This is a genomic window from Novosphingobium sediminicola (assembly GCF_014196525.1).
In the GTDB taxonomy this organism is placed as follows: domain Bacteria; phylum Pseudomonadota; class Alphaproteobacteria; order Sphingomonadales; family Sphingomonadaceae; genus Novosphingobium; species Novosphingobium sediminicola.
The window spans coordinates 13,901-37,830 of sequence record NZ_JACIDX010000015.1 but is presented as its reverse complement, the minus strand read 5'-3'; the positions used below and the strand labels follow the sequence as shown (position 1 = coordinate 37,830).

Annotated in this window: 22 protein-coding genes; 13 read left to right on the top strand and 9 right to left on the bottom strand. The window is 65.0% G+C overall.

Going from position 1 to position 23,930, the window contains the following annotated elements:
* The first annotated feature begins 28 nt into the window (after positions 1–28).
* The 6 genes from GGR38_RS17755 to GGR38_RS17730 are packed head-to-tail and all read left to right on the top strand — an operon-like array spanning position 29 to position 6,930.
* Entirely contained in the window at positions 29–1,324 is a 1,296-nt protein-coding gene (locus GGR38_RS17755) for an FAD-dependent oxidoreductase (RefSeq protein ID WP_183627495.1), read from the top strand.
* Between the two features lie 38 nt (positions 1,325–1,362).
* On the top strand, positions 1,363–2,730 hold the full coding sequence (locus GGR38_RS17750; RefSeq protein WP_183627494.1) for an MFS transporter: 1,368 nt from the start codon (positions 1,363–1,365) through the stop codon (positions 2,728–2,730).
* Positions 2,731–2,741: 11 nt separating this feature from the next.
* Positions 2,742–4,418, top strand: a complete 1,677-nt coding sequence (locus tag GGR38_RS17745) for a dihydroxy-acid dehydratase (protein WP_183627493.1) — start codon at positions 2,742–2,744, stop codon at positions 4,416–4,418.
* 7 nt (positions 4,419–4,425) lie between these two features.
* Entirely contained in the window at positions 4,426–5,133 is a 708-nt protein-coding gene (locus GGR38_RS17740) for a MarR family winged helix-turn-helix transcriptional regulator (RefSeq protein ID WP_183627492.1), read from the top strand.
* Between the two features lie 55 nt (positions 5,134–5,188).
* Positions 5,189–6,478, top strand: a complete 1,290-nt coding sequence (locus GGR38_RS17735) for an aconitase X (protein WP_343059159.1) — start codon at positions 5,189–5,191, stop codon at positions 6,476–6,478.
* Positions 6,475–6,930 (top strand): aconitase X swivel domain-containing protein, encoded by a 456-nt coding sequence (locus GGR38_RS17730; RefSeq protein ID WP_246404916.1) that lies wholly within the window; start codon positions 6,475–6,477, stop codon positions 6,928–6,930. Before GGR38_RS17735 ends, GGR38_RS17730 begins: the two co-directional genes overlap by 4 nt.
* A gap of 6 nt (positions 6,931–6,936) precedes the next feature.
* Here the strand turns inward: GGR38_RS17730 and GGR38_RS17725 are convergent, their stop codons facing one another.
* Genes GGR38_RS17725 through GGR38_RS17715 form a run of 3 tightly spaced genes read right to left on the bottom strand, consistent with a single transcriptional unit; the run spans position 6,937 to position 10,465 of the window.
* Complete coding sequence (locus GGR38_RS17725) at positions 6,937–7,515, bottom strand: TetR/AcrR family transcriptional regulator (protein WP_183627490.1); 579 nt, start codon at positions 7,513–7,515, stop codon at positions 6,937–6,939.
* Positions 7,508–8,854: an efflux transporter outer membrane subunit gene (locus GGR38_RS17720; protein WP_183627489.1), complete on the bottom strand. Its 1,347-nt coding sequence runs from the start codon at positions 8,852–8,854 to the stop codon at positions 7,508–7,510. The genes GGR38_RS17725 and GGR38_RS17720 overlap by 8 nt, the downstream gene beginning before the upstream one ends.
* 12 nt (positions 8,855–8,866) lie before the next feature.
* Positions 8,867–10,465, bottom strand: a complete 1,599-nt coding sequence (locus GGR38_RS17715) for a DHA2 family efflux MFS transporter permease subunit (RefSeq protein ID WP_183627488.1) — start codon at positions 10,463–10,465, stop codon at positions 8,867–8,869.
* Between the two features lie 76 nt (positions 10,466–10,541).
* On the opposite strand from GGR38_RS17715, the gene GGR38_RS17710 reads away from it, so the two are divergent.
* Positions 10,542–11,657 carry an HlyD family secretion protein gene (locus GGR38_RS17710; RefSeq protein WP_183627487.1) on the top strand — a complete coding sequence of 372 codons (1,116 nt, stop codon included), beginning with the start codon at positions 10,542–10,544 and terminating at the stop codon, positions 11,655–11,657.
* 30 nt (positions 11,658–11,687) lie between these two features.
* The gene (locus GGR38_RS17705) at positions 11,688–12,485 is read left to right on the top strand and encodes an SDR family NAD(P)-dependent oxidoreductase (protein ID WP_183627486.1); all 798 of its coding nucleotides are present in this window, start codon (positions 11,688–11,690) and stop codon (positions 12,483–12,485) included.
* On the opposite strand, the gene GGR38_RS17700 is transcribed toward GGR38_RS17705, so the two are convergent.
* From GGR38_RS17700 to GGR38_RS17675, 6 genes are all read right to left on the bottom strand, one after another.
* Entirely contained in the window at positions 12,470–13,516 is a 1,047-nt protein-coding gene (locus tag GGR38_RS17700) for an extracellular catalytic domain type 1 short-chain-length polyhydroxyalkanoate depolymerase (RefSeq protein ID WP_183627485.1), read from the bottom strand. The two genes, GGR38_RS17705 and GGR38_RS17700, sit on opposite strands and share 16 nt — an antisense overlap.
* Before the next feature lie 71 nt (positions 13,517–13,587).
* Positions 13,588–14,436 carry an HAD-IIA family hydrolase gene (locus GGR38_RS17695; RefSeq protein ID WP_183627484.1) on the bottom strand — a complete coding sequence of 283 codons (849 nt, stop codon included), beginning with the start codon at positions 14,434–14,436 and terminating at the stop codon, positions 13,588–13,590.
* Positions 14,423–15,904, bottom strand: coding sequence for a biotin carboxyl carrier protein (locus GGR38_RS17690; protein ID WP_183627483.1), 1,482 nt, complete (start codon positions 15,902–15,904; stop codon positions 14,423–14,425). Before GGR38_RS17690 ends, GGR38_RS17695 begins: the two co-directional genes overlap by 14 nt.
* Before the next feature lie 3 nt (positions 15,905–15,907).
* The gene (locus tag GGR38_RS17685; protein ID WP_183627482.1) at positions 15,908–17,236 is read right to left on the bottom strand and encodes an acetyl-CoA carboxylase biotin carboxylase subunit; all 1,329 of its coding nucleotides are present in this window, start codon (positions 17,234–17,236) and stop codon (positions 15,908–15,910) included.
* Positions 17,237–17,247: 11 nt separating this feature from the next.
* Complete coding sequence (locus GGR38_RS17680) at positions 17,248–17,706, bottom strand: acetyl-CoA carboxylase biotin carboxyl carrier protein (RefSeq protein WP_183627481.1); 459 nt, start codon at positions 17,704–17,706, stop codon at positions 17,248–17,250.
* Positions 17,703–18,962 carry a Tm-1-like ATP-binding domain-containing protein gene (locus tag GGR38_RS17675; RefSeq protein WP_246404903.1) on the bottom strand — a complete coding sequence of 420 codons (1,260 nt, stop codon included), beginning with the start codon at positions 18,960–18,962 and terminating at the stop codon, positions 17,703–17,705. Before GGR38_RS17675 ends, GGR38_RS17680 begins: the two co-directional genes overlap by 4 nt.
* A gap of 113 nt (positions 18,963–19,075) precedes the next feature.
* On the opposite strand from GGR38_RS17675, the gene GGR38_RS17670 reads away from it, so the two are divergent.
* The 5 genes from GGR38_RS17670 (at position 19,076) to GGR38_RS17650 (ending at position 23,836) form a co-directional block, all read left to right on the top strand.
* Positions 19,076–19,891 carry a helix-turn-helix domain-containing protein gene (locus GGR38_RS17670; protein WP_246404901.1) on the top strand — a complete coding sequence of 272 codons (816 nt, stop codon included), beginning with the start codon at positions 19,076–19,078 and terminating at the stop codon, positions 19,889–19,891.
* 129 nt (positions 19,892–20,020) lie between these two features.
* Positions 20,021–21,037 carry a zinc-dependent alcohol dehydrogenase family protein gene (locus tag GGR38_RS17665; protein WP_183627480.1) on the top strand — a complete coding sequence of 339 codons (1,017 nt, stop codon included), beginning with the start codon at positions 20,021–20,023 and terminating at the stop codon, positions 21,035–21,037.
* Between the two features lie 66 nt (positions 21,038–21,103).
* Positions 21,104–21,658, top strand: coding sequence for a VOC family protein (locus tag GGR38_RS17660; RefSeq protein WP_246404899.1), 555 nt, complete (start codon positions 21,104–21,106; stop codon positions 21,656–21,658).
* Positions 21,655–22,893 (top strand): MFS transporter, encoded by a 1,239-nt coding sequence (locus GGR38_RS17655; protein ID WP_183627479.1) that lies wholly within the window; start codon positions 21,655–21,657, stop codon positions 22,891–22,893. Before GGR38_RS17660 ends, GGR38_RS17655 begins: the two co-directional genes overlap by 4 nt.
* Before the next feature lie 19 nt (positions 22,894–22,912).
* Positions 22,913–23,836 (top strand): helix-turn-helix domain-containing protein, encoded by a 924-nt coding sequence (locus GGR38_RS17650; protein WP_183627478.1) that lies wholly within the window; start codon positions 22,913–22,915, stop codon positions 23,834–23,836.
* Positions 23,837–23,930: the final 94 nt, after the last annotated feature.

Below are 23,930 nucleotides of genomic sequence, written 5' to 3'. Positions count from 1 at the left end.
TTCTTCCTTCCATCAACGGATATTGCTCATGCTTGATCGCCCCTTCGACCCGGAAACCCGTATTGTATCGCGCCGCGATGCGCCCCCCGTCATCGAGCAGGAATGCGACATCTGCGTCGTGGGTTCCGGCGCCTCGGGCATCTCTGCCGCCATCGAGGCGGCCCGCGCGGGCAACCGGGTCATTCTGGTCGATGGCCTGCCCACGCTGGGCGGTCAGGCGGTCAATTCGATCATCGGCATGTTCTGCGGCCTCTATGCGCCGGGGCTGAACGGGCGCCAGCTCACCCATGGCATCGCCGATGAGATCATCGCCGAACTGACCGCCCAGGGCGATGCCCATATCATCCAGGGCGGGGTGATGAAGGTGGTCATGTATAATGAGGTCGCGCTGGGCCGCTGGGTGGAAAAGGCGGTGATCAAGGCGGGGGTGCGCCCGTTGACCGGGGCGATCATCCGCAAGGTCAATCTGGACGGGCGGCGGGTGCGTTCGATTGATGTGGCCACGCGCCATGGCGACGTGCGCATCACTGCCAATGGCTTCATCGACGCATCGGGCGACGCGGCGCTGACATGGCAGGCCGGGTTCGATTGCCGCGTGCATGGTAATGGCCAGATCTACGGCTCGCAAATGCTGATCGTCGAAGGCATCGACGATGCTCACAAACCCGACTGGGACACGATGGCCAAGCGCATCGCCGAGCGCGGCGAGCATTACGGCATGATGCGCCGCGACGGCTTTGCCGCGACTTTCCCCGGAACCGACATCGCCATGGTCAACATGACGCATATCGAAACCCCGCTCGACCCGTTCGAGGCCGCTGAAAAGCAGATCGACGGCAAGGAGCAGGCCGACCGCACGCTGGTGTTCCTGCGCCATGAATTCCCGGACGCTTTCGGCAAGGCGAAGGTGCGCGCCTATGGCCTGCCCGGCGTGCGCCAGACGCGCTGGATCGTGGGCACGCATCACCTGACCACGCAGGAGGTGCGCGACGCCACGCGCTTTGATGATGCCATCGCGCGCTGTTCGTGGCCGCTTGAACAGCATCACAACCGCGAAGGCTATGTCTGGGAGGTCTTCCCCGAGGATCATGTTCACACGATCCCGCTGGGTTCGCTGACGGTGGCGGGGGCGGATAATCTGCTGGCGGTGGGGCGGTGCATCGATGCCGATTCCGCCGCGCTTTCCTCGGTGCGGGTGATGGGGCCATGCATGGCGATGGGGGCCGCCGCCGCCCATGCGCTGACCCTGGCCGGATCGGGCAGCGTGCATCAGATTGACATGGGGCAATTGCGCAGGAAAATCGCCGCAAACCTAGAGGGATAAGCGCCGCAAAGGCCAACCCCACCGAGAGAGGAACACCCGTGAGTCAGGCACCCAGAACCATCGACGTTGCCCGGATAATTGACCGGCGCGGCCTTGGCCCGTTCAATTACCGGCTGATCGTCCTGTCATGGCTGATCACCGTTTTCGACGGGTTCGACATGATGATGATCAGCTTCACCGCGCCCTATATGCGCGACGAACTGGGCCTGTCCAAGCCGATGTTAGGCAACGTGTTTTCCTCGGGCCTGTTTGGCATGATGGTGGGCGGTTTCGTGCTGGCCTATATCGGCGACCGCTATGGCCGTCGGCTGACGATCACGCTGGCGGCCACCGCCTTTGGCCTGCTGACGGCGGCCACGGCGATGGCGCATAGTTATGAAGCGCTGCTGCTGCTGCGCTTTCTCGATGGCTGCGCGATTGGCGGGATGCTGCCGCTCGCTTGGGCGCTCAACATCGAATATGTGCCTCTGCGCCTGCGCGCGACGGTCGTGACGGTCATCATGATGGGCTATAGCCTTGGCACAGCCATGGCGGGGCCGGTCACGGTCTGGCTGGCGCCCGCTTATGGCTGGCAGGCGGTGTTTCTTTGCGGCGGTGCGGCCACGCTGGTGATTGCGGCGGGGCTGTTTGCATGGCTGCCGGAATCGGTGCGCTTTCTGGTGGCGCGCGGGGGCAATCCGCAGCGTCTGGCCGCCACGCTCAATGCCCTCGATCCCTCGCTCGGCGCCCACCCTGACGACCGTTTCGTGCTGGGTGATGAGGCGAAGGCGCCGCGCCATTTTACCCTGCCGCAATTGTTCGAAGGCGATCTGCGCTGGATCACCCCGCTGCTCTGGCTCGGCTATATCGCCAGCACGCTGGCGGTCTATTTCAAGGCCAACTGGGGCCCGATCGTCTATGAGGACTTGCATTTCCCACGCGCCACGGCTGCCTATGTCTCCTCTTTTTCGGGGATGCTGGGCGCGGTGCTGGGGTTGGCGCTGATGCGCTATACTGACCGCAAGGGCGCGCTGGCGGTGGCCTTCTTTCCGGCCCTTGCTGCGCCCGCTTTGCTGCTGATCGGTCTGGCGCCGGTGGGGCGTGGTGCGTTCCTGATCCTCTCGGTGCTATCAACCAGTCTGGTGGGCGGCGCGCATTTCGGTATCCTGTCCATCGCGGGCATTTACTACGCCACCGCGATCCGTGCGAATGGGGCGGGCTGGGCCACATCCATTGCAAAAATCGGCGGGATCGCCGGACCGCTGATCGGCGGCTGGGTGCTCAGCTCGGGCCTGCCCATCGTCAAGAGTTTCGCTATTCTGGCCATCTGCCCCATCGTGCTGGCGCTTTGCGCGCTGGGCATTGCCGCCACGGTGCGGCGGCGCGGCGATGGCGTTCATGCTCCCCTTCCTGTTCCCGCTTCGTGAAAGGTCATCCCATGTCCCATCCCGCTCCCCTGCGCAGCCTTGCCGCCAATTCCCCCGTCCGCCGCGCGCATTGGCTCGCGCTGGGGCTGAGCGAGGAGGATCTGCTCAAGCCCAAGATCGCGGTGGTCAATTCCTCGTCCGAACTGGCCGTCTGCTTTGCCCATCTCGATGGCGTGGCGCGGGTGGTCAAGGATGCGATCCGCGCGGCGGGCGGCGTGCCTTTCGAGGTGCGCACCACCGCGCCTTCTGATTTCATCACCGGCGCCGGGCGACAGGGCAGCTATATTCTGGCCGCGCGCGATCTGGTGACCAATGATATCGAGGCGCAGGTCGAGGCCGCGATGCTCGACGGCATGGTGTGCCTGACCAGTTGCGACAAGACGCCGCCGGGCCATCTGATGGCGGCGATGCGGCTGGATATTCCCACCCTGCTGGTCATTGGCGGTTATCAGGCCTCGGGCGAGATCGACGGCGATCCGGTCGATATCGAGGACCTGTTCTCTGGCGGGGTGAGCGAGAAACTGGGCAAGCCGGGCAAGCATCCGATTGATGAAGTGGCCAAACAGGCCATTCGCGGCCCCGGTGTTTGCGCCGGAATGGCCACGGCCAACACCATGCATTGCGTGGTCGAGGCGCTGGGCATGTGCATCGCCGGATCGGCCCCGGTGCGCGCCAACAGCGGCAAGATGTTCGAGGCCGCCAGCGCGGCGGGCGCGCGCATTGTCGATATGGTGCATGAAGGATTGACCCCGCGCCGGATCATGACGCCGGGCGCGTTTCGCAATGCGGCGGCGATGGTGCTGGCAGTGTCCGGCTCGATCAATGCGATCAAGCATCTTCAGGCCACCGCCGTCGAGGGCGAGCTGGACATCGACCTTTTCGCGATCTGGGAGGAGATGGGCCGCAAGGTGCCCGTCCTGTCCGCCGTGCGCCCCAATGGCCCGGTGCGGATCGAAGGGTTCGAGGATGCGGGCGGCGCGCGCGCGATGCTCAAACAGCTTGAAAGCCTGCTCGACCGCGATGTGCTGGTTGCCTCGGGCCGGACGATGGGCGATGATCTGGCCGATGCCGGGGTGGAGGATGCGGAAATCATTCGCCCGCTCGACCGGCCGATTTCGCAGGGGCCTTCCATCGCTATCCTCAAGGGATCACTCGCGCCCGAAAGCGCGGTGGTGAAACTGGGCATCCGCGATGGTTCGCGGCCCGAGGCCTTCACCGGCACAGCCCGCGTGTTCGAGGATACGGCCAGCGCGATGCAGGCCATTGCTGAGGGGCAATTGCGCAAGGGCGACGTACTGGTCCTGCGCGGGCAGGGTTTGAAGGGCGGCCCGGCGATGGGCGGGGGGGCCTCGCTGGTGCTGTTCGCGATTGATGCGGCGGGGCTGGCCAAGGATGTGGCCTTTGTCACCGATGGACAATTGTCGGGCCTGTGCCTGAAAGGGCTGACCATTGCCGAGGTGGCGCCTGAGGCAGCGGTGGGCGGCCCTATCGGGCGGCTGCGCGATGGCGATCCCATCGAGATCGATGTGGCCGCGCGGCGGATGGATGTGATGATCCCGGCCGAGGAACTGGCCCGCCGTCCGGGGCCGGGCAATGCCTTTGCCGTGCCCGCCTCGGGTTGGCTGGGGGTTTATCGCCGCGATGTTCAGCCGATGTCGACCGGCGCCGTGCTGATTGATCTGGATTGAGGCGGCGATGGCAAAGCCCCCTCCCGTGCGGCCTGCCGGCTATACTTCCGATCCGGCCTCGGGCATGGATCGGGACATGACAGATGAGCAGAACGGCGACGGGAACCAGGCGGATCAGCACAAGGGCGAGGAGGTGCAGAGCGGGCGCAGCGCGCGAAAACGTGGCCCCAAGGCGGCCCCGCCCAAGGTCGCCCAGCCCAAGCCGGTGCGTCTCACCAACTTTTCGCCTGATGATGCGGACCGGCACCTGATGAACTATCGCCGGTCGAGCGGCGACCAGTCGAGCGACAGGCATTTCCGCATCACCCGCTCGCTGGTGGTGGCCGCGCGGCTGTGGCGCAAGGTGGCCAATGAGCGGATCAAACCGCTCAACCAGACGATGGCGCGGTGGGAGACGCTGTTCCATGTCGCCTATTCCGGCGCCGATCTGACCCAGAGCGAGCTGGCCCGCATGATTAACGTCGAGGGGCCGACGATGGTGCGGATGCTCGATTCCCTGGCGCGGGACGGCCTGATCGACCGCGAACAGAGCGCGCAGGACCGCCGCGTGACGGTCAACCGCATCACCCCTGCGGGCAGGCTGGCGATCAAGGAGATCATGGCGATCACCAATGATCTGCGCGGTGAAATACTGGAGGACATCGATCCCGAGAGGCTGGCCGTGACCTATGAGGTGCTGAGCCAGATCCTCAAGCGGCTGGGCCAGATGCGTTAGGGGCGGGCGATCCGGCCTCCGGCGCGACACTATGGAAATTACAGGAGGATGCGCTGTGGCAAAACTGACAGGCCGGGAAGAAGCCATGCTGGCGGGCGAAGATGGCGCGGCGGTGCAGAAGGCGATGGAATTGCTGATCCGCTACGCCGATGCGCTGGGCGCGGAGGATTTTGTCGAGACGAACAATGTGGCGGGCGTGCCCGGTTCGGCCCCGCCATGGATCAAGCAATATTACGCGGCCGATGGCGGCGATTATCGCGCGGTCTTTTCGCGCTTTGACCTTGATGCCGATGAGGTGGTCGATATTCCGCGCATGAACGCCTTCAGTTGCCATCTGCAAGGAGGCATGGACCCGATGCTGTGGCGCGAACAGGGGATGAGCGAGGCGGCCTTCGACAATTTCCGGTCCGATGAACAGCAGGTGGCCGAGCATGGCATCCAGTTGCTCAAGACCTGCACGCCCTATCTGGCGGGCAATGTGCCGGTGATGGGCGAACATTGCGCGTGGATGGAATCGAGCGCGGTGATCTTCTGCAATTCGGTGATCGGCGGGCGGACAAATTGCGAAGGCCGCGAATCCACCAGCGCGGCGATGCTGGCGCGGCGCATCCCCAACTGGGGCTTTCACCGCGACGAATATCGCAAGGGGCAGCACAGCGTGGATGTCGCCGTGCCGGTCGATGAAGTGTTCGAATGGGGTATGCTGGGTTATTTTGTGGGCGGGGCGGTGCAGGACACGATCCCCGTGATCGAGGGCGCCATCGCCGCGCCATCGCTGATCCGGCACAAGCATTTCGGCGCGGCGGCGGCCTCGTCGGGCGGGGTGGAAATGTATCACATGGTCGGGATCACGCCTGAGGCGCCCAGCGTGGAGGCCGCCTTTGGCGGCGCGCGGCGCGGCGAGACATTCCGCTATGACGCGGCCGCGCGCAGGCGGACCTATGAAACGCTCAACAGCGTGGGCCAATGCGAGGATGTCGATTACGTGATGCTGGGCTGTCCGCATTATTCGATTGAACAGATCGCCCATGCCGCCCGCCTGATCGAGGGGCGCAAGGTCCATACCAATGCTGAATTATGGATTTTCACCAGCCGCTCGGTCAAGGCGCTGGCCGATGCCAATGGCCATACCGAAACCTTGCGCAAGGCGGGGGCTTTGCTGATGACCGACACCTGTTCCGCGATCTCTCAGGCCGTGCCCAAGGGCACCCGCGTGGCCGCGCTCGACAGCGCCAAGCAGGTGCATTACCTGCCTGCGATGATGGGGATCGAGGGGTGGTACGGTACAACCGCCGATTGCATCGATGCGGCCTGCAGCGGCAAATGGCGCGGGAGGCTGGCATGAGCGGGGCGGCCATGGCGAAGGCGAGGGGCCAGACCCCCGATTACATCATCCACGGGCGCTGCGTCGTGCCCGGCTGCGTCGAGGGCGAGGCGCTGGTCACGCATGACACGATCTCGGGCTGGGGCGGGGTCAGCCCGATGACCGGCACGATCATCGAGAGCCGGCACGAATTGAACGGCGTCAGTTTCGCAGGCAAGGTGCTGGTGTTCCCCGGCGCCAAGGGGTCTTCGGGCTGGTCCAGCATATTCCACATGACTCGCCTTGCCGGGACCGCGCCGCTGGCAATGCTGTTCAATGTGATGACCACCAAGGCAGCGCTGGGCGCGGTCGTGCTGCGGGTTCCCACGCTCACCGATTTCGACCGCGATCCGTTGGCGATCATCCGCAGCGGCGACCTTTTGCGCATCGACGCCACGCAGGGGCACGTCGAAGGATGGCGGGCGATCAGGTAAACGCCTTCAGGCCGAGAGGCGATCTTTTACCGACGCCCGCGCGGCGGCCAGTGTTGCCAACGCCTGATCCCCATCGCCCAGCGCCCGCGCCAGGGCCAGGGCCCCCACCATTTCGGCCACCGCAGAAGAGGCCAGGTGGGCGGCCCGGCCGGGGTCTTTGCCCTGCTTTTCCAGCGCGGCGGCAATGGCCCCCGTCATCGCGCCAATGCCTTGCTGAAATCGCTCTCTGGCGGCAGGCGGCATGCGCGGCGCCTCGCCCGCCAGCCAGGGCAGCGGACATCCGCGATCATGGCGGCGCATGGCCTGTTCGGACAGGTAATGGTCCACCAGCCCGTCAAGATTGGGTTTCTCGCCCACGAACCGCGCCAGCATGCTCGCGCTGTCCTGAAACATTCGGCCGATGGCATGGGCCACCAGATCATCGCGATTTTCGAAATGGGCATAGAAACCGCCATGAGTAAGCCCGGCGCGTTTCATCAAACCCGCGACGCTCAGCCCCTCGGTGCCCGCCGCGCGCAGAGCCGCCGCGGCCTCGTCCAGAATGCGCTCGCGCACCTTGGCTTTGTGGTTGCTCTTGTCAGCCATGATGCGTCGTCTCCTGTGCGGTTTCAAATCCGCCGCCCATCGCCCGTACTGCCGCAACACTGGCCCGTGCAAGCGTTTCGCGCGCCTGCGTCAGCCGGTCGCTGGCATCCAGCAGGTTGCGGTCGGCATCCAGCACATCGATCAGCGAGACGGCGCCCTGAGCATAGGCATCGCGGGCCTGATCGCGGGCGCGGGTCAGAAGGTCGACCTCGCGCCCCAGTGCCGCAACTGCGTGCGCGCCTTCATCCAGCGCGGCCATCGCATCGCCGACCTCGGCGCCTGCCATCAGCGCGGCCTGGCGCCACTGGGCCAGAGCCTCACGGCGGCCCCCGCGCGCGGCGGCCATTTCCGCATCCAGTCGGCCGAAATCGAACAATCGCCAGCGCAGTGCCGCCCCGCCGCCCGCCATCACCGAATCGCTCGACGCCAGCGAGAAGCCGCCCACCGTGGCCAAACCCACCAGTCCGCTCAGTGAGAGATGTGGATAATAATCAGCTTTGACCATGGCGATGCGAGCTTCGGCCCCGGCCGCGCGCGCCTCGGCGGCGGCCAGATCGGGACGGCGGCGCATCAGGGCGGCAGGATCGGCCTCCGGCGAAGGGGTAAAACCGGAGGGCAGGGGAGCGGGCGAGCGCAGCCGCTCGGGCCATGTCCGGTCGCCTGTCAACACGCCCAGCCGGTCAAGATCGACCGCGATGGCTTGGCGCAGCGCAGGCATAGCAGCCAGTGCGGCGGCATGGGCGGCCTGCGCCCGGTTGGCGTCGAACCGGCTGGCCAGTCCCTGACCGGTACGCTGGTTTACCAGCACAGCCAGTTGTCCGCGCAGATCAGCCTGTTCCTGCGCCAGCGCCAGCCTTTGTTGAAGCGCCCGCAGGTGGAGATAAGCATCGGCAACATCGGACGTCACCGAGAGCCGCGCAGCCTGTTCATCGGCCAGTGTGGCCGCCGCGCCCGATGCTGCTGCCCGTCTGCCCGCCGAAAGGCCGCCAAACAGGTCGATCTCCCACTGCGCGCCGACGCCTGCCTGATAGAGTTGATAATCGCGCGGCAGGCCAATGGTCCGCGAGGCTGAACCCAGCGGCGAATGCAGCGACTGGCGGGTCTCTTCGGCTGAGGCTGACAGGCTGACGGCGGGCAGCAGCGCTGCGCCTGCCCGCCGGGCAAGCGCACGCGCCTGTTCCACCCGCGCGGCGGCGACCTCCAGCGTGAGATTGCTGTCCAGCGCCCGTTCTTCGGCGGCGTTGAGCAGAGGGTCGTGAAAGGCTTGCCACCAGGGTTCCTGTGCCAATGCGGGCGTTGATGCGCTCAATGCCAGCGCCGAAAGGGTAATCAATCGCATCGTCACTCTCCTTCAATGGGCGGCATCGGGGGGTGGAGGCGCGCCGGCCGGGCGGCAAAATGGCACCAGCGCCAGCGCGGCGATGAACATGAAGGCCATCACCCGGAACACATCGTCAAATCCCATGGCCAGCGCCTCACGCATGACCGTGCGGCCCATGGCGGCCTGCGCCTGCAACAAGGCATTGGCGGGATCGGGGTTGGCCGCGGCCATGTGGCCGGTCAGCCGGACTGTGGCATCCAGCACCGGACGGGCATGGTGGCCCATCGCCTCGGACAGGCGCGCGGCCGCGATGCGGGTGTTGTCCTGAAGCCAGCTGTTGACCACGGCGATGCCGATGGCCCCGCCCAGATTGCGCATCAGGTTGAACAGGCCCGAGGCCGCCCCCAGATCCTGAGGCGGCACACCCGCCAGCGCCATATTGACCGAAGGCACGATGCACAGCATCAGCGCAAAACCGCGCAGCACCTGGGGCGCCAGCAATTCCCAAAACCCCCACTGGGCATTCATGCCAGAGGTCAGCCAAAGGCTGGCGGCAAAGAGCGAGAGGCCCACGGTGATCATGTAACGCATGTCTACCCGCTGGGACAACGCGGCGGCGATGGCGGTCGAACCCAGTTGCGCCACGCCCACGACAAAGATCGTCTGGCCGATCTGCAGCGCATTATAGCCGCGCACCTGTGCCAGATAGACCGGAATCAGCGAGATCGAGGCATACATGCCAAAGCCGATCACCAGATTGAAGACCGAGGCAAAGGCAAAGGTGGGGCGCCGAAAAGGCCGCAGCGAAACCACGGGCAGTGCCGAAAAGAAGGCCCGTTCGATAAACAGCACAAAGCCCACCGCCGAGGCCCATGCCGCCAGCGCGATGGTCTGATCGCCCAGCCAGTCATGACGCGGCCCTTCCTCCAGCACATATTCAAGACCGGCCAGAAACACCGCCATGGCCACCAGATGCGCCCAGTCGATCCGCCTGAGCAGAGCAGGCTCTGCACGGTCGATGCGCAGCAGCAGCGTGCAAAGGACGGCGATCGCCATGCCGGGCAGGACATTGACAAAGAACAGCCACCGCCAGTTGAGCGCATCGGTGATATAACCCCCCGCCGAAGGCCCCAGCGCCGGCGCCAGCACGCTGACCGTGCCGAGGATGGCGGGGATCAGCGCGCGCTGCTTGCCCGAAAAGAGGGTGAAGCCCACCGCAAACACCAGCGGCACCATCGCGCCCCCGGTAAAGCCCTGAAGCGCGCGAAAGGCCACCATGGAGCCGATCGACCATGACAGGCCGCACAACAGGCTGGAGAGTGTGAACATGGTGCAGGAGGCCACAAAGAGCCAGCGGGTCGACAGGGCGCGGGCAAGGAAGCCCGACAGGGGAATCATCACCAGTTCGGCCATCAGATAGGCAGTCTGCACCCAGCTTACCTCATCAGCCCCGGCGGCAAGACCTGCGGCAACCTCGCGCTGGGACGCCGAGACGATCTGGATGTCGAACAGGGCAAGGAATTGTCCAAAGGCCATCAGCCCGAAAATCAGGAACTTGCGGCGCGTGGGCATGGCGGTGGGGTCGGCGGACCAGTCCTGCGACAGGGCGGTGACGGCTGGCGAGATCATGGTCGCGTTTTGCCTCTTGTTGAAATGATGATCATCATATATATGATAGTCGTCATTTCAACAAGAGGCTTTTCCGATGCTCCAGCGCACTGCCGATACCGCTTTGCAGGAGGCCCCCGCGCCCATCCGGCGCCGTGTGCCCCGCGCGGCTCTTGCCGCGGGTGTCGCATTGACTGTGGGGGTATTGGGCGGGCTGTGGATACTGGCCGAACCGCCGAGCCAGTCCACCGACGATGCCTATGTGGGGGCTGATGCCACCAATGTGGCGCCGCGCATCAAGGGTATCGTGGCGGCGGTGCCGGTGCGTGAAAATCAACCCGTGCGTGCGGGGCAGCCGTTGCTGCGGATCGACCCGGAAGAATATGCCGCCCGCCGCGCCGCCGCGCAGGCCGACCTTGCCGATGCGCGCGGAGCCGTTGCAGCTGCCCGTGCTGCCCTGACCCGGCAAGGGGCCGAAGAAGCGCTGGCCCAGGCCCAGATCGCCGCTGCGGCCACCGTCATTCGTGCGGCATCGGCCAATGCGGATCATGCCTCTGCCGACGCCGCGCGCTATCAGGCCTTGCTGGCCACCGGGGCGGTGGCGGCGCGCGATGCCGAAGCCTATCGCACCGGTGCGGTTGCCGGCGGACAGGCGCTGGCCCGTTCGCAGGCCGATCTTGCCGTGGCGCGCCGACAGAGCGCTGTTGTGCAGGCCCGCCGCGCCGATCTGGTCGCCGCTCTTGCCCGCGCCGAGGCGGGTGAGGCGAGGGCGCGCGCCGCGCTGGATCTTGCCGCGCAGGATCTGGGGCACACGACCGTGGCTGCTCCCATCGACGGCGTGGTGGCCAGTCGCCAGTTGCGCGTGGGCGATTATGTCCAGCCGGGCACGCGGGCGCTCACGCTGGTGCCGATGGACGCGCTTTATGTCACCGCCAATTTCAAGGAAACCCAGACGCGCCATATGCGCCCCGGCCAGCGCGCGCAGGTCCATGTCGATGCGCTGGGCGGGGGCACGATAAGCGGCGTGGTCGACAGTCTCGCGCCCGGATCGGCCTCGACCTTTGCCCTGCTGCCGTTTGAGCCGGGGACGGGCAATTTCACCAGGATCGTTCAGCGCGTGCCCGTGCGCATCCGCATCGATCCCGGCCAGAAGGGCGCGCAGGTGTTGCGCCCCGGCCTTTCCGTTACCGCTTCTGTTGCCGTTTCAAACTGACCCTTACCCCCCGATCAAGGAGATATTCCGATGTCCGTCATTCCCAATTCCACTGCGCTGATCACGGGCGCTTCCAGCGGCATCGGCGCGGTCTATGCCGAGAAACTGGCCCGGCGCGGCCATGATCTGATCCTTGTGGCGCGCGATGCGGCGCGGATGAATGCGCTGGCCGAAAGGCTGCGCGGCCAGACGGGCTGCAGCGTCGAGGTGCTGCCTGCCGATCTGACCGATGCGACGCAAGTGGCCAAGGTGGCCCAGCGCATTGCACAGGCGCCCGGCCTTGGCCTGCTGATCAACAATGCGGGCATGGCTTTATCCGGCACGCTGAGTACGAGCGCGCAGGGCGATGTCGAAAGGCTGATTGCGCTCAACATCACCGCGCCTGCTTTGCTGGCCCGCGCGGCGGCTTTGCGCTTTTCGGAACAGGGCAGCGGGGCCATCGTCAATATTGCCTCGGTTTTGGCTCTGGCGCCTGAAATGTTCGAAGGGGTCTACAGCGGCACCAAGGCCTTTATCCTGAACCTGTCGCAAAATCTCTCTGCGGAACTGGGCCCTAGCGGGGTGCATGTGCAGGTGGTTTTGCCCGGCGCCACGCGCACCGAGATCTGGGCCCGTTCGGGCACGGACGTGGATGGCTTCCCACCCGAAATGGTGATGGATGCCGGTGATTTGGTCGATGCCGCGCTGATTGGACTGGACCGTGGCGAAACGGTGACCATTCCGCCGCTGGCCGATGAAGCGGGATGGGAGGCGCTGACCAGAACACGACTGGCGCTGGTGCCCCATCTCTCGCGCCGGGATGTTGCACCGCGTTATGCGGCGGGGTGAGCCGCGCGCAATAGTCGGGTGCTTCGTTTTCGCGAAAGAAAGAAGCGAAGCATTTCGCGCGAAGCCTCCGGCCCGGCGGGGTCCGTATAAGACCCCGCCGCATGGCCGCCCGACCATCCATGCCCGCTGCCGTGAATGGTCCAGACTTCCAGCAGGACATCCCCGCCGGAGGATTTGTAAACCTTGCGGGTGAAATCGCGCCCTTTGGCCGATCGGCCGGAAAAGCTTTGCGATACGAGCGGGCCGGGCCGTGAATTTTCCAGACCGGCGAGAAATTCGGCGGCATTGGAGGGATGAACAACCCGGTCGCGATCACCTTGAAAAACGATCATGGGCAGAGGGCGGCGAGTTTTCTCCGCCGGTTTGGCCGTACCTTTGCCGCGCATGGCGGCCATGGCCGAAGCCAGCGAGTTGGCCTGACCCAAAGCGACGCCGGAATGAACGCCCACCGCCACGAAAATATCGGGATAGGCCGCCCCCATGATCGCCGCCGCCGCCGCCCCGGCCGAAAGCCCGGCGACATAGACGCGCGAAGGATTTGCGAGGGCCAGAGCAATGGCATGGCGGGTCAGGCCCGCGATCAACGCCGGTTCGCCGCGCCCCCGCAACTGATGCTCGGGCGCGTGCCAGTTCCAGCAGCGGGCCAGATTGGCGCTCTGGCTTTGTTGCGGATAGAGTACGAGAAAACCAAGTTCGTCGGCCAGCCGGTTCATATCGGTGCCGGTCGCGAAATCGGCGGCGGTCTGGGCGCATCCATGCAGCATGACCACCAGCGGCATGCGACGACGTGTCGACCCCACCGGCGTGTAGAGCTTATAGGCGAGGGTTCCGTGGCGGGACTTAAATTCGCCGTTTACGAAACTGCCCGCAGATGGACGCGGCATGGATGAGGCCGACGACTGGCGGGGGCGTTTGGGTTTTGCCGGGCGGGCGGGGACAAGCGCCCGGCGGATGGTTTCGGCAAAGGCAAAAGGACGGGCTTTACGCGCCAGACGGGTGGCTTTCGCAAAGGTCTTGAGAAAATTCGTCATGGCCTTCCCGCAAAATCCGCTGTTTCCTGAAACGAACAACGGATCACATCGTTCCGGCGCAGCGATCCGCCCTAGCCCGACAGGGCCTGTGTGATCAGGCTCAATTGGTCGATCACGGCATGGGGCTGCTGGCCGAGGGGCAGAGCATGGATCGTTTCGGGCTGCATCAATCCGGTGGTCATGCCGATGCCGATGGCGCCCGCTTTCCTTGCCATTGCCATTTCCAGCGCCGGATCATCGCCCACCACCACCATCTGCGCCGCCGCACCGCGCGGCAGGCCCATCGCAGCCATGGCCACATCCAGCGCCACCCGCGAAGGCTTGCCCAGCACCCGCGCCCGCTTGCCGGTCAGCGAGGCGATCATCTGGTTGATGGCAAAGCTGGACCCGATGCCGCGCCCCGTGGCCGTGGCGAAAAAGGGCACATGGCTGGCCGTGGTCAGGCGCGCGCCGTCCCACACACTTTGGCAGGCGGCCTCCAGATCGGGAAAGGTAAAGCCGCGAAACCAGCAGGTATAAACCGCGTCCACCTGCGCCTTGTCCGATGGCCCGATCACCTCAATCCCGCGCTCGACCAGCGGCACCTCCGTTCCGGAATCGCCCAGCATCCGCACCCGGCGCAGGCCTTGTTGCTCCAGCCAGATCGCCGCGCTGGTCGATGGGGTCATCATCTCCTCATCGGCCAGATCGAACCCGGCGGCGCGCAGGCCCTTGGCATAGGCGGCGGGCGGCTTGGCGGTGCCATTGGTGAACACGCGAAAGGGCGTGCCGCGCCGCCGCAGTGCCGCCAGCAAATCCACCGCGCCGGGCAGGGCTTCGTGCTGGCCGCTGGCCGCATTGCCCAAGGCGATGGTGCCGTCCATGTCGAAGATGAAACCGCGCGCGCGGGCGATTTTCTCGGCCATATCATCCGGCAACATGCGCGCCTCCATGCAGGGCAAGGCGGGTAGAGCCACTCTCGATCACAATGTCGCGCGCGGCGGGGCGGGCGGCCAATTCCTTGAGCAACCGCATAATCGCCGCGGCATCGGGGTTGTAATGCGCGGGCGATGGCCCGGCCGCGATCATCGCGTCAATCTGATCCGATGGCATTACCGCGCGCAGCAGAAACTCTTCATCGGGCATGGCATGTCCCCATTTGCGGCGCAATTCGGCCAGCGTTGGAAAGGGCGGCTCGGCGGCGATTTCGGCGGCGCGGGGGCGGTCGAGGATCGCGGCCTCCACCGCCGGGTCGAGCGGGCTGGTCGGGCGGCCGAATTTGCCCATGACATAGCGCAGGATTTCATCCGACACCTGCGCATAACGCCGCGCGCCGATGACATTATACAGCGCCTGACTCATCACCATTTGCGGAAATGGCGTGACCATGATCGGATAGCCCAGTTCGGCGCGCACCCGCTCGGTTTCCAGCACCACCTCATCAAAGCGATGCTCCAGCCCCAGTTCGGCCAATTGGCGCCGCGTGGTGGTCATCACCCCGCCCGCGATCTGGTGGCGCAGGAAACTGGCGTCGAAGCTCTGCGGCGTGCCCACCGGCAGCCCCTGCGCGCGGGCGAGCCGCCACCAATAATCCGAGACCTTGGCCAGCATCGCCTCATCGGCGCGGACTGTATGGCCTGCCGCGCGCAGATTGGCCAGCATCCGCCCCGCTTCGGGCAGGGATGAGCCATCGCCCAGCGGACCGATGCCCACATGCACCGCGTCGATAATGCCCAGATCAGCGGCGGCAAGGCTGGTCAATCCGCCATAGCCGATGGTGCAATGGGCATGGATTTCCAACGGCTTATTACCGATGGCAGCCTTGACAAGCGGCGCAAGGCTGCGCACCCTTTCGGGGCTCATCAACCCGCCGGGGTCTTTGAGATAGAAGCAGTCAATATCGGGGCAGGTCGCCAGCCTGCGGGCGAAATCGGCATAGAACTGATCGGTATGGATGGCCGAGAGCGTGAAGGTCAGCGCCCCCATCACCTGCGCCCCGCCTTCGCGTTTGACCAATCGCGCCGCCTCGATCACCGCATCGGCGTCATGCATCGGATCAAGGATGATGAATTTGCCGATCCCCGCCCTTTGCAGATGGCGATAGGCCAGCGCCATGAAATCGGGATCGGCCTGTTGCCATGCAATAAAGCGCAGGCCTGTGGTGATGAATTGCAGCGGCGTGTTGGGCATGGCCGCATGCATCCGGCGGATGCGTTCCCACGGATCATTGCGGAAATAGCGCACCGCTACGGCCATGGTGGTCGAGGAGGTGAAGTCGATTGCGCTGAAACCTACCCGGTCCATCGCTCCGGCAATGTTCAGGATCTGGGCCGTGTTCAGCCCGGTAGCGCCCCACAGGGATTGATTGCCATCGCGGATCGAGACATCGACGAGCGAAATTTCGGCCATAATTCAAAGCCCTTCTAGAAAGCGCGTGTCGACCCCGCCCGCGACAAAGCGCGGATCGGCGGCAATGCGGCGGTGGAGCGGGGCGGTGCTGGCCACGCCTTCGATGCTCAGCGTGTTGAGCGCGCAGGCGAGCCGCGCCACGGCGGCGTGGCGATCCTCGCCCCAGACGATCAGCTTGCCCATCAGCGAGTCGTAATAGGGCGGGATCATGCCGCCGCTGGCGATATGGCTGTCCACGCGGATGCCGGGGCCTGCGGGCCACGCCGCGCGCGTCACCGTGCCGGGGGAGGGGCGGAAATCGGCCTCGGGGTCTTCGGCATTGATGCGCACCTCTATCGCGTGGCCGCGCGCGCGGATGGCGTCCTGATCCATGCTGAGCCGTGCGCCGCCCGCGACCAGCAATTGCTGCTCGACCAAATCGACGCCGGTGATCGCCTCGGTCACGGGATGCTCGACCTGAATGCGCGCGTTCATTTCAAGGAAGTAGAAATCGCCCGTTTTGGCGTCGACCAGAAATTCCACCGTGCCCGCGCCCTTATAATGCAGGCTCTTGGCCAGCGCCACGGCGGCCTGTTCCAGCCCGCTGCGCGTGGCATTAGGCAGCATCGGGGCGGGCGCTTCCTCAACCAGCTTTTGAAATCGCCGCTGGATCGAACAATCGCGCGTGCCCAGATGGATCGCAGCCTCGCCATCGCCCAGCACCTGCACCTCGACATGGCGGCCGCTGGCGATGAAGCGTTCGACATAGACGCGCGGGTCGCCAAATGAAGCCTGCGCCTCGGCCATGGCCATGGCGATCATCGGGATCAGCTCTTCCTCGCGCTCCACCCGTTTCATGCCTTTGCCCCCGCCGCCTGCGACGGCCTTCAGCAAAACCGGAAAGCCGGTTTCACGGGCGCGGGTCAGGGCTTCTTCCGGTGTTGCTGCCTCTCCGCCCGGCACGACCGGCAATCCGGCGGCTTGCCCTACGGCGCGGGCCATCAGTTTGTCGCCCATCGCCTCAAGGCTGGAGATGTCCGGGCCGACAAAGATGATGCCAGCATCGGCTGCGGCCTTCGCAAACCGGGCGTTTTCCGACAGAAAGCCATAGCCGGGGTGAATGGCATCGGCCCGCGCGGCAATGGCCGCCGCGATCACCGCGTCCACATCCAGATAGCTTTGCGCCGAAGGAGCGGGGCCAACCAGCGCCACCTCGTCGGCCAGCATGGCGGGCAGGCTGGCCGCATCGCCCTGCGAAGCGCCAAGGATGGCGGTCATGCCCAGTCTTTGGGCCGTGCGCGCAACGCGCAGGGCGATCTCGCCGCGATTGGCGATAAACAGCCTTCGGATCATGGTTTTTCCTTTTAGGCGGCAGGCCGGATGTGGATCAGCGCGGCGCCATGGCCGATCGCTTCGGCATTGCCCGCCACAAATGCGACCACCTCGCCGGCCGCCCCGGCATGGACCGGGTTCATCAGCTTCATCGTTTCGACAATGCCCACCACCGTGTCGGGCTGCACCTGACTGCCCACCTCAACAAAGGGCGCAGCGCCGGGCGCGGGGGCGCGATAAAACGTGCCGGGCAAGGGGGCGCAGATGGCGACAAGGCCTTCCGGCGTATCGGGAGCGGCGGTGCTGGCGGTCTGGGTGGGCGCGTGCTGTGCGGCCCATTGCCATTCCTGCGACCATCCGCCGCCATCCCCATCGCGCCGCACCTTCAGGCGAAAGCGCGCTGTGGCAATGTCGAGTTCGCTGTAATCGCTGCCGTCAAGGATGGCGACAATATCGCCGACATCCTCCGGGCTGAGAAAGGGCCCGCTCATGCCGCCACCATGGCCGGTTGGCCCAGCAGGCTTCGGGCATGGGCAATGATCGCCTGCGCAAAGGAGGGATCGTTGAAATGGGCGCCGATGGCGTGGAACTGCGCGTTCTGGGGCATGGCCTTGCGCATATGTTCGGCAAAGGGCGGGGGCAGGCTGGGATCGTATAGGTGGCCTTGCGCGCTGTCATGGCTGGAAAAACCGCCCAGCGGGGTGAAGAAGGCCACCGGCCCCTTGGCCTCGCCCATCATCGCGGCCAGCCTGTCGCCAATCCGTTCCAGATCGGCCAGATCGGTGCGCACGGCGGTCAGATGCGGGTTGTGCTTGTGGTAACGCTTGCCGGGGAATTGCGCCTGCGCGGCATCAATCGGGCCGCCGATGATGAAATCGGCATTGCCCGGCGCCCAGATCGTGGGAATGCCGCGCGCCATGCCCACCGTACCGCGCACGGGTCCGCCATCGGCAAGACCGCCAAACATATGGTCGATGATCTCCGTCACCGACAGATCCAGCACCAGCGCCACATCGCGCTCGGCAGCAATCGCGTCCAGCGTCGGCCCGCCCACGCCCGAGGAGTGGAACACCATGACCTCGCAGCCATCGCTTTCCAGTGCCTGCCGGATCGCGCGGGTGGTCGGCTCAGTGGTGCCAAGCGTGGTCATCAGCACCAGCGGCCGCCCGGAAACGGGCAGGCCATCATAGCCCTTGGCCATGCCCGCCATGGCCAGCGCGGCGTTGCGATAGACATCGCGGCTGATCGTGTTGATCCCGGCGATGTCGGTCACGGCGTTCATCATGGCAATGTCGCGCACGCCCATATAGGGCTTGGTGAAACCCGATGCCATGGTCGAAACGATCAGTTTGGGCAGGCCATAGGGAAAGCTCTGCATCAGCGCGCCCGCCAGCGCGGTCCCCATCGAGCCGCCCACCGACAGGATGCCATGGATCGGCGTATGCGCGGCAAATTCATGCGCAGCGCGGATCGAACCTGCGATCATCATTTCGTGGATCTGGCCTTCATGGCCCAGCGCCAGAATGTCGGCAATGGTCGATCCGGCCGCCGCTGCCACCGCATTCGGGCCGATCTCCGCCCCGCCGACATCGCGCCGCACGCTGGGGTCGAGATGCACGACATTGACCCCGGCGCCTTCAAGATGCTCGCGTACAAAACGGGCTTCTTCCTGTTTGGTATCCTGGGTGATGATAAGCATCACATTCTTGCGCGATAAATCGCCCATCGTGTCTGCATCCTCTCTCATGCCTTGCTGGTCCATTGGCCGCAGGCTTTTTCTGACGCCGATATTTTCATGGCCGTCCCGGATTGCCTAATGCAATTCGCGCGGTAAATTTCACACCGTGAAATGGGGGCGGCATGGCATTGGATGGCGACAATATGGCGCGGCAATCGGGCGTCAAATCGATCCGCGCGCTGGAACGCGGGCTCGATGTGCTGCTGGCGATCAGGGCGTCGGGGGGCGAGGGGCGAAGTCTTAACGCGCTGCACCAGCATCTGGGCCTGTCCAAGGCGACTCTTTTGCGCCTGTTGCAAACGCTGGCCAGTCGGCGGCTGGTGTGGCGACGACTGGCCGATGGCGTATGGTTGCCCGGCGCGGCGGGCGCGGGGGCGCCGGATCGGGTGTGCCGTATTGCCGAAATCGCCTCGCCGCTGCTGGTAGAATTGTCGGCGCAGGTGGTCTGGCCCAGCGTGATCGCCATCCCCCGGTTTGACCATATGGAAATCATTGAAACCAATGGTCAGGTCGCCCGCTTTGACTTTGCCGCCTTGGGTCCGGTGGGGGCAAAGCTGTCCTATCTGCACACCGCCACGGGGCGGGCCTATCTATCCGCCTGCGCCGATGCAGAGCGCGACGCGATCATCGCCCGCCTGACCCCGCCCGATGGCACAGCGCAGCAGCGCGAACAGATCGACGCGATCATTGCCCAGACCCGGCAGCGCGGATGGTCCACGCGCCTGCCGCATCATCCATGGTCGGACCGCGACCGGCAGACGGTGCTGCGTGATGGCAAGAATTCGATCGCGGTAGCGGTCAATGGCGAGAATGGCCCGATTGCGGCCATCAATATCACATGGCCCGCGCGCCGCGCTGTGGTGGAGGAAGTGGCGCTGCGCCATTTATCCAGCTTGCAGGGCATAGCAGCGCGCATCGGCACGTTGGTTGTTGGATGAAGTTTCACTCAGTGAAATTTTGAACCCTTGCGGAGCGACGCCGATTGGATGACCTATAGCAGTCAAGAGCCGGCCCGTAAGAACAAGCGGGCGCCAAAGGGATGGCAAAGCGGCCTATCGGGGGATGGGATGAAAGCCTGGATCTTGCGCAAGGGGGCGACGAGCCTCGACGCCATGCAACTTGTGGAGCAGGACGCGCCGGTAGTGGGCGTCGGAGAAGTGCTGATCCGGGTGCGCGCTTGCTCGCTCAATTATCGTGATCAGATGATCCCGCTGGGCCTGTATATGGGCGGGCCCGTTACGGAGGATATCGTGCCGCTGTCCGATGGCGCGGGCGAAATTGTGGCGGTGGGCGAGGGTGTGACCGGCCTTGCCGTGGGCGACCGCGTGGCGGGGATCTTTTTCCAGAACTGGATGGATGGACCGCCCAACCCTGCGATGGGGCCTGCGCTGGGCGCGGCGGGGGCCAAGGGCATGTTGGCGGAGTATGTCGCTCTTCCCGCCAGCGGGGTGGTCAGGATTGCGCAAAGCCTGAGTTTTGAGGAGGCGGCCTGTCTGCCCTGCGCCGGGGTGACGGCGTGGAACGCCTTGATGGAAGGGCCGCGTCCGGTCTCGGCGGGCGAGCATGTTCTTGTGCTGGGCACCGGGGGCGTGTCGCTGCTGGCGTTGCAGATCGCCAAGGCGGCGGGTGCGCAGGTGATCGCCACCAGCGGTTCGGATGATAAGCTGGCGCGCGTGGCGGCGCTGGGCGCGGATGAAACGATCCAATATCGCAATACGCCCGATTGGGGCGCCAAGGCCGCCTCTCTGTCGGGCAAGGGCGGGGTGGAGCATGTGGTCGAGGTGGGCGGGGCCGGGACACTGGCGCAATCCATCGCGGCGGTGGGCTTTGCGGGCGAGATTGCGCTGATCGGGGTGTTGACGCGCGAGGGCAATACCTCGCCCCATGGGCTGATGTTCAAGGGCGCCAATCTGCGCGGCATTTTCGTTGGGTCGCGCGGCATGGCCGAAAGGCTGAACGCCTTTATCGACGCCCATGGCATCAAGCCGGTGATCGACAAGGTGTTTACGCTGGAGGAGGCCAAGGCCGCTTATGCCTATCAGGCATCGCCCGATCTGTTCGGCAAAGTGGTGATCCGCCTGTGACCTAGGCCGCGAAACGCAAAAACCAGAGCGCGGGGCATGGACCTCGCGCCGGTAAAGGAGAGAGCGATGCAATTGCCGAAAGGGCATGCGATGGGCTTTGGCGCCCGCGTGGGCCAGACGATTCAGACTGCCTATGTGGTCCGGGATATTCATCAGGCAATCGACTGGTGGATTGACGAGGCGCGGGTTGGTCCGTGGTTTCTGCTCGACCATTTTCTGGCGCCTGACCATGTTTATCGCGGGGCGCAGGCCACCGGCGATGTTGCCATCGCCATGGCTTTTGCCGGATCGATATGCATCGAATTGATCCAGCCGCTGGATGACAATCTTTCGGTTTACAAGGATTTGATCGACCGGCGCGGCTATGGTTTTCACCATATCGGCGTGGCGGTGAGCGATGTGGATGCCGAAATACCGGACTATGAAGCGCGCGGCTATACGGTAGCCTACCGGGCGCAAGTGCCGACCGGCGGCTCGGTGGCCTATCTGGACGATGGGCACAATGATCCGGGGATGCTCGAACTGATCCCCGCGACATCGGGCATGGACGAGGCGTTTACCCGGTTTTATGCGGCGGCGCAGAATTGGGATGGCTCTGATCGCGTCAGGCCTTTTGCATGAGCGCGCCCGATCCCAATGCCGCGACAAGGCGCGGCGCGGCCTATCAGATCTGGGTGGTGGGGCTGCTCAGCCTCAATTTCGGCATCGTCTTTTTCGACCGGAATGCTCCCAATTTTCTGATGCCTTTCATCCAGCACGATCTGGGCTTCAGCAACAAGGCGGTCGGCCTGCTATCCAGCGCGCTGTCTTTGACATGGGCGATTGCCGGATTTGTGGTGGGCGGCCTGTCGGACCGGATGGGCAAGCAAAAGATCGTGGTCGTCTGGGCCAGCCTCGCCTTTTGCCTGTGCTCTTTCGTATCGGGCGCGGCGGGCAGTTTTATGGTGCTGTTTGCCGCGCGCCTGCTGATGGGCGTGGCCGAAGGCGGGATCATGCCGGTCAGCCATGCGATGATCGTCGAGGAAGTGGCGCCCGCGCGGCGCGGCATGGCGATGGGCATCGGGCAGAATCTGGGGTCGAACCTGCTGGGTTCCTTTGTCGCGCCGCTGGTGCTGGTGTGGATCGCCAACACCTGGGGCTGGCGCGAGGGCTTTTATCTGGCCGCGCTGCCCGGCATCGTCACGGCCGCCCTGATCGCTTTCACCCTGCGCGAACCGCCGAGGGAAGCCCATGAACATGCCGAACGCCCCAAGGTGACGATGCGCGAGGCCTTTGGAAATCGCAATGTCATCCTGTGCGCTGCGATTGCCGTGCTGCTGGTCAGCTATCTGGTGGTGTGCTGGGCCTTCATGCCGCTCTATCTGACCAAGGTGCGCGCCATGGCGCCTGAAACGATGAGCTGGATGATGGCGGTGCTGGGCATTTCGGCAGGGCTGGGCAGCTTTCTGGTGCCGGCCATTTCCGACGCCATCGGGCGCAAGCCGGTGATGATCGGCTTTTCGGCGCTGGGGATGCTGCTGCCGCTGGGCGCGCTGTATTATACAGGCGGAAGCTGGGGGCTGGCGGCGATTTTCTTCTTCGGCTGGGGGCTTAATGGCCTGTTCCCCATGTTCATGGCCACGATCCCTTCGGAATCGGTCGATCCGCGTCTGGCCGCCACACTGACCGGCATGGTGATGGGCGCGGGCGAGGTGCTGGGCGGTGTGCTCAGCCCCTTTGTGGCGGGGGCTGCGGCCGATGTCTGGGGGCTGGGCGCGCCGCTGTGGATCATGCTCGGCCTGACCGTGGCGGCCACGGTGCTGGCGCTGGGGCTTTTGGAATCCGCGCCTGCCGTTTTGGCCCGGCGCGGACGTTGATCTTGCAAAGGTAGGCATCATGAGCACGATCGAACATTTCTCCACCGCCCGGATCGCCGCCAATGAGCGTCTCGATTTCTGGAACCGGCTGACCAATGAGACCTATCCCGGCACCTTGGTTGACCAGCGCAAGGATGCCTTTGAGGCGGAGATGCGGCGGTGGAGTCTGGGCGATCTGGTGATGATCCGCCCGCGTTCCTGCGGCAGTCTGGTGCAGCGCCGCCCGACCGGATCGGCGCCCGAGGCGGTGGTGCTGCATGTCCAGCATTCGGGCCGCTCGCGCCATGAACAATGCGGGCGGGTGTCCGAACTGGGCGTAGGCGATTTCGTGCTGTCCAGCGCCAATGAACCCTATCGCATCGATCTGCGTCAGCACGAATTTCTGGTGGTGGAAATGCCGCGCGCCGGGTTGGAGGCGCGCCTGCCCGATCTCGATGCCGCCCTCTCGCGCCGCATTTCCGGGGCCACGCCGGGCAGCCGTCTGTTGCACAATTTCATCCTCTCGCTCTGGCAACAGGGCGATCAAGGCCACAGTGATGCGGCATGGCAGCAGGGCGTGTCCAACGTCTTCCTCGATCTGCTCAGCCTTGCGGTGCGCGATGGGCAACATCCCGTCCAACCTTGCCAGCCCCTGCGCGACAAGATCGTGACGCTGGTGGATGCCAATCTGGGCTGTGCGCAATTCGGCTCGATTGAAATCGCGGCGGAACTGGGCGTCAGCGTGCGCACGGTGCAGAACGCCTTTGCCGCGATGGGCACTACCCCTTCGGCCTATATTCTCTCGCGGCGTCTGACGCGCGCCTGCGAATTGCTGATCGTCAATCCGGGGATGAGTGTGACCGCCATCGCCTTCGACCTCGGCTTTTCCGACAGCGGCTATTTCGCCCGCTGTTTTCGCGCCGCTTATGGCGCCACGCCCTCGCAATGGCGGGGCATGCAATAGAATTTGGGGCGCCGGTTTTGCGCCTCTGTCCCAATCCCTTGCGCCCCAGTGCAAGCCAAGGGTTTTTCCATCGTTAAACTCACAATCGGACGAA

What these genes read in the sequence shown, in the direction of transcription:
- GGR38_RS17755 (WP_183627495.1), top strand. Translation starts at nt 29, where the DNA reads ATGCTTGATCGCCCCTTCGACCCGGAAACCCGTATTGTATCGCGCCGC.
- GGR38_RS17745 (WP_183627493.1), top strand. Translation starts at nt 2,742, where the DNA reads ATGTCCCATCCCGCTCCCCTGCGCAGCCTTGCCGCCAATTCCCCCGTC.
- GGR38_RS17740 (WP_183627492.1), top strand. Translation starts at nt 4,426, where the DNA reads ATGGCAAAGCCCCCTCCCGTGCGGCCTGCCGGCTATACTTCCGATCCG.
- GGR38_RS17730 (WP_246404916.1), top strand. Translation starts at nt 6,475, where the DNA reads ATGAGCGGGGCGGCCATGGCGAAGGCGAGGGGCCAGACCCCCGATTAC.
- GGR38_RS17725 (WP_183627490.1), bottom strand. Translation starts at nt 7,515, where the DNA reads ATGGCTGACAAGAGCAACCACAAAGCCAAGGTGCGCGAGCGCATTCTG.
- GGR38_RS17720 (WP_183627489.1), bottom strand. Translation starts at nt 8,854, where the DNA reads ATGCGATTGATTACCCTTTCGGCGCTGGCATTGAGCGCATCAACGCCC.
- GGR38_RS17715 (WP_183627488.1), bottom strand. Translation starts at nt 10,465, where the DNA reads ATGATCTCGCCAGCCGTCACCGCCCTGTCGCAGGACTGGTCCGCCGAC.
- GGR38_RS17710 (WP_183627487.1), top strand. Translation starts at nt 10,542, where the DNA reads ATGCTCCAGCGCACTGCCGATACCGCTTTGCAGGAGGCCCCCGCGCCC.
- GGR38_RS17705 (WP_183627486.1), top strand. Translation starts at nt 11,688, where the DNA reads ATGTCCGTCATTCCCAATTCCACTGCGCTGATCACGGGCGCTTCCAGC.
- GGR38_RS17700 (WP_183627485.1), bottom strand. Translation starts at nt 13,516, where the DNA reads ATGACGAATTTTCTCAAGACCTTTGCGAAAGCCACCCGTCTGGCGCGT.
- GGR38_RS17695 (WP_183627484.1), bottom strand. Translation starts at nt 14,436, where the DNA reads ATGTTGCCGGATGATATGGCCGAGAAAATCGCCCGCGCGCGCGGTTTC.
- GGR38_RS17690 (WP_183627483.1), bottom strand. Translation starts at nt 15,904, where the DNA reads ATGGCCGAAATTTCGCTCGTCGATGTCTCGATCCGCGATGGCAATCAA.
- GGR38_RS17685 (WP_183627482.1), bottom strand. Translation starts at nt 17,236, where the DNA reads ATGATCCGAAGGCTGTTTATCGCCAATCGCGGCGAGATCGCCCTGCGC.
- GGR38_RS17680 (WP_183627481.1), bottom strand. Translation starts at nt 17,706, where the DNA reads ATGAGCGGGCCCTTTCTCAGCCCGGAGGATGTCGGCGATATTGTCGCC.
- GGR38_RS17675 (WP_246404903.1), bottom strand. Translation starts at nt 18,962, where the DNA reads ATGAGAGAGGATGCAGACACGATGGGCGATTTATCGCGCAAGAATGTG.
- GGR38_RS17670 (WP_246404901.1), top strand. Translation starts at nt 19,076, where the DNA reads ATGGCATTGGATGGCGACAATATGGCGCGGCAATCGGGCGTCAAATCG.
- GGR38_RS17665 (WP_183627480.1), top strand. Translation starts at nt 20,021, where the DNA reads ATGAAAGCCTGGATCTTGCGCAAGGGGGCGACGAGCCTCGACGCCATG.
- GGR38_RS17660 (WP_246404899.1), top strand. Translation starts at nt 21,104, where the DNA reads ATGCAATTGCCGAAAGGGCATGCGATGGGCTTTGGCGCCCGCGTGGGC.
- GGR38_RS17655 (WP_183627479.1), top strand. Translation starts at nt 21,655, where the DNA reads ATGAGCGCGCCCGATCCCAATGCCGCGACAAGGCGCGGCGCGGCCTAT.
- GGR38_RS17650 (WP_183627478.1), top strand. Translation starts at nt 22,913, where the DNA reads ATGAGCACGATCGAACATTTCTCCACCGCCCGGATCGCCGCCAATGAG.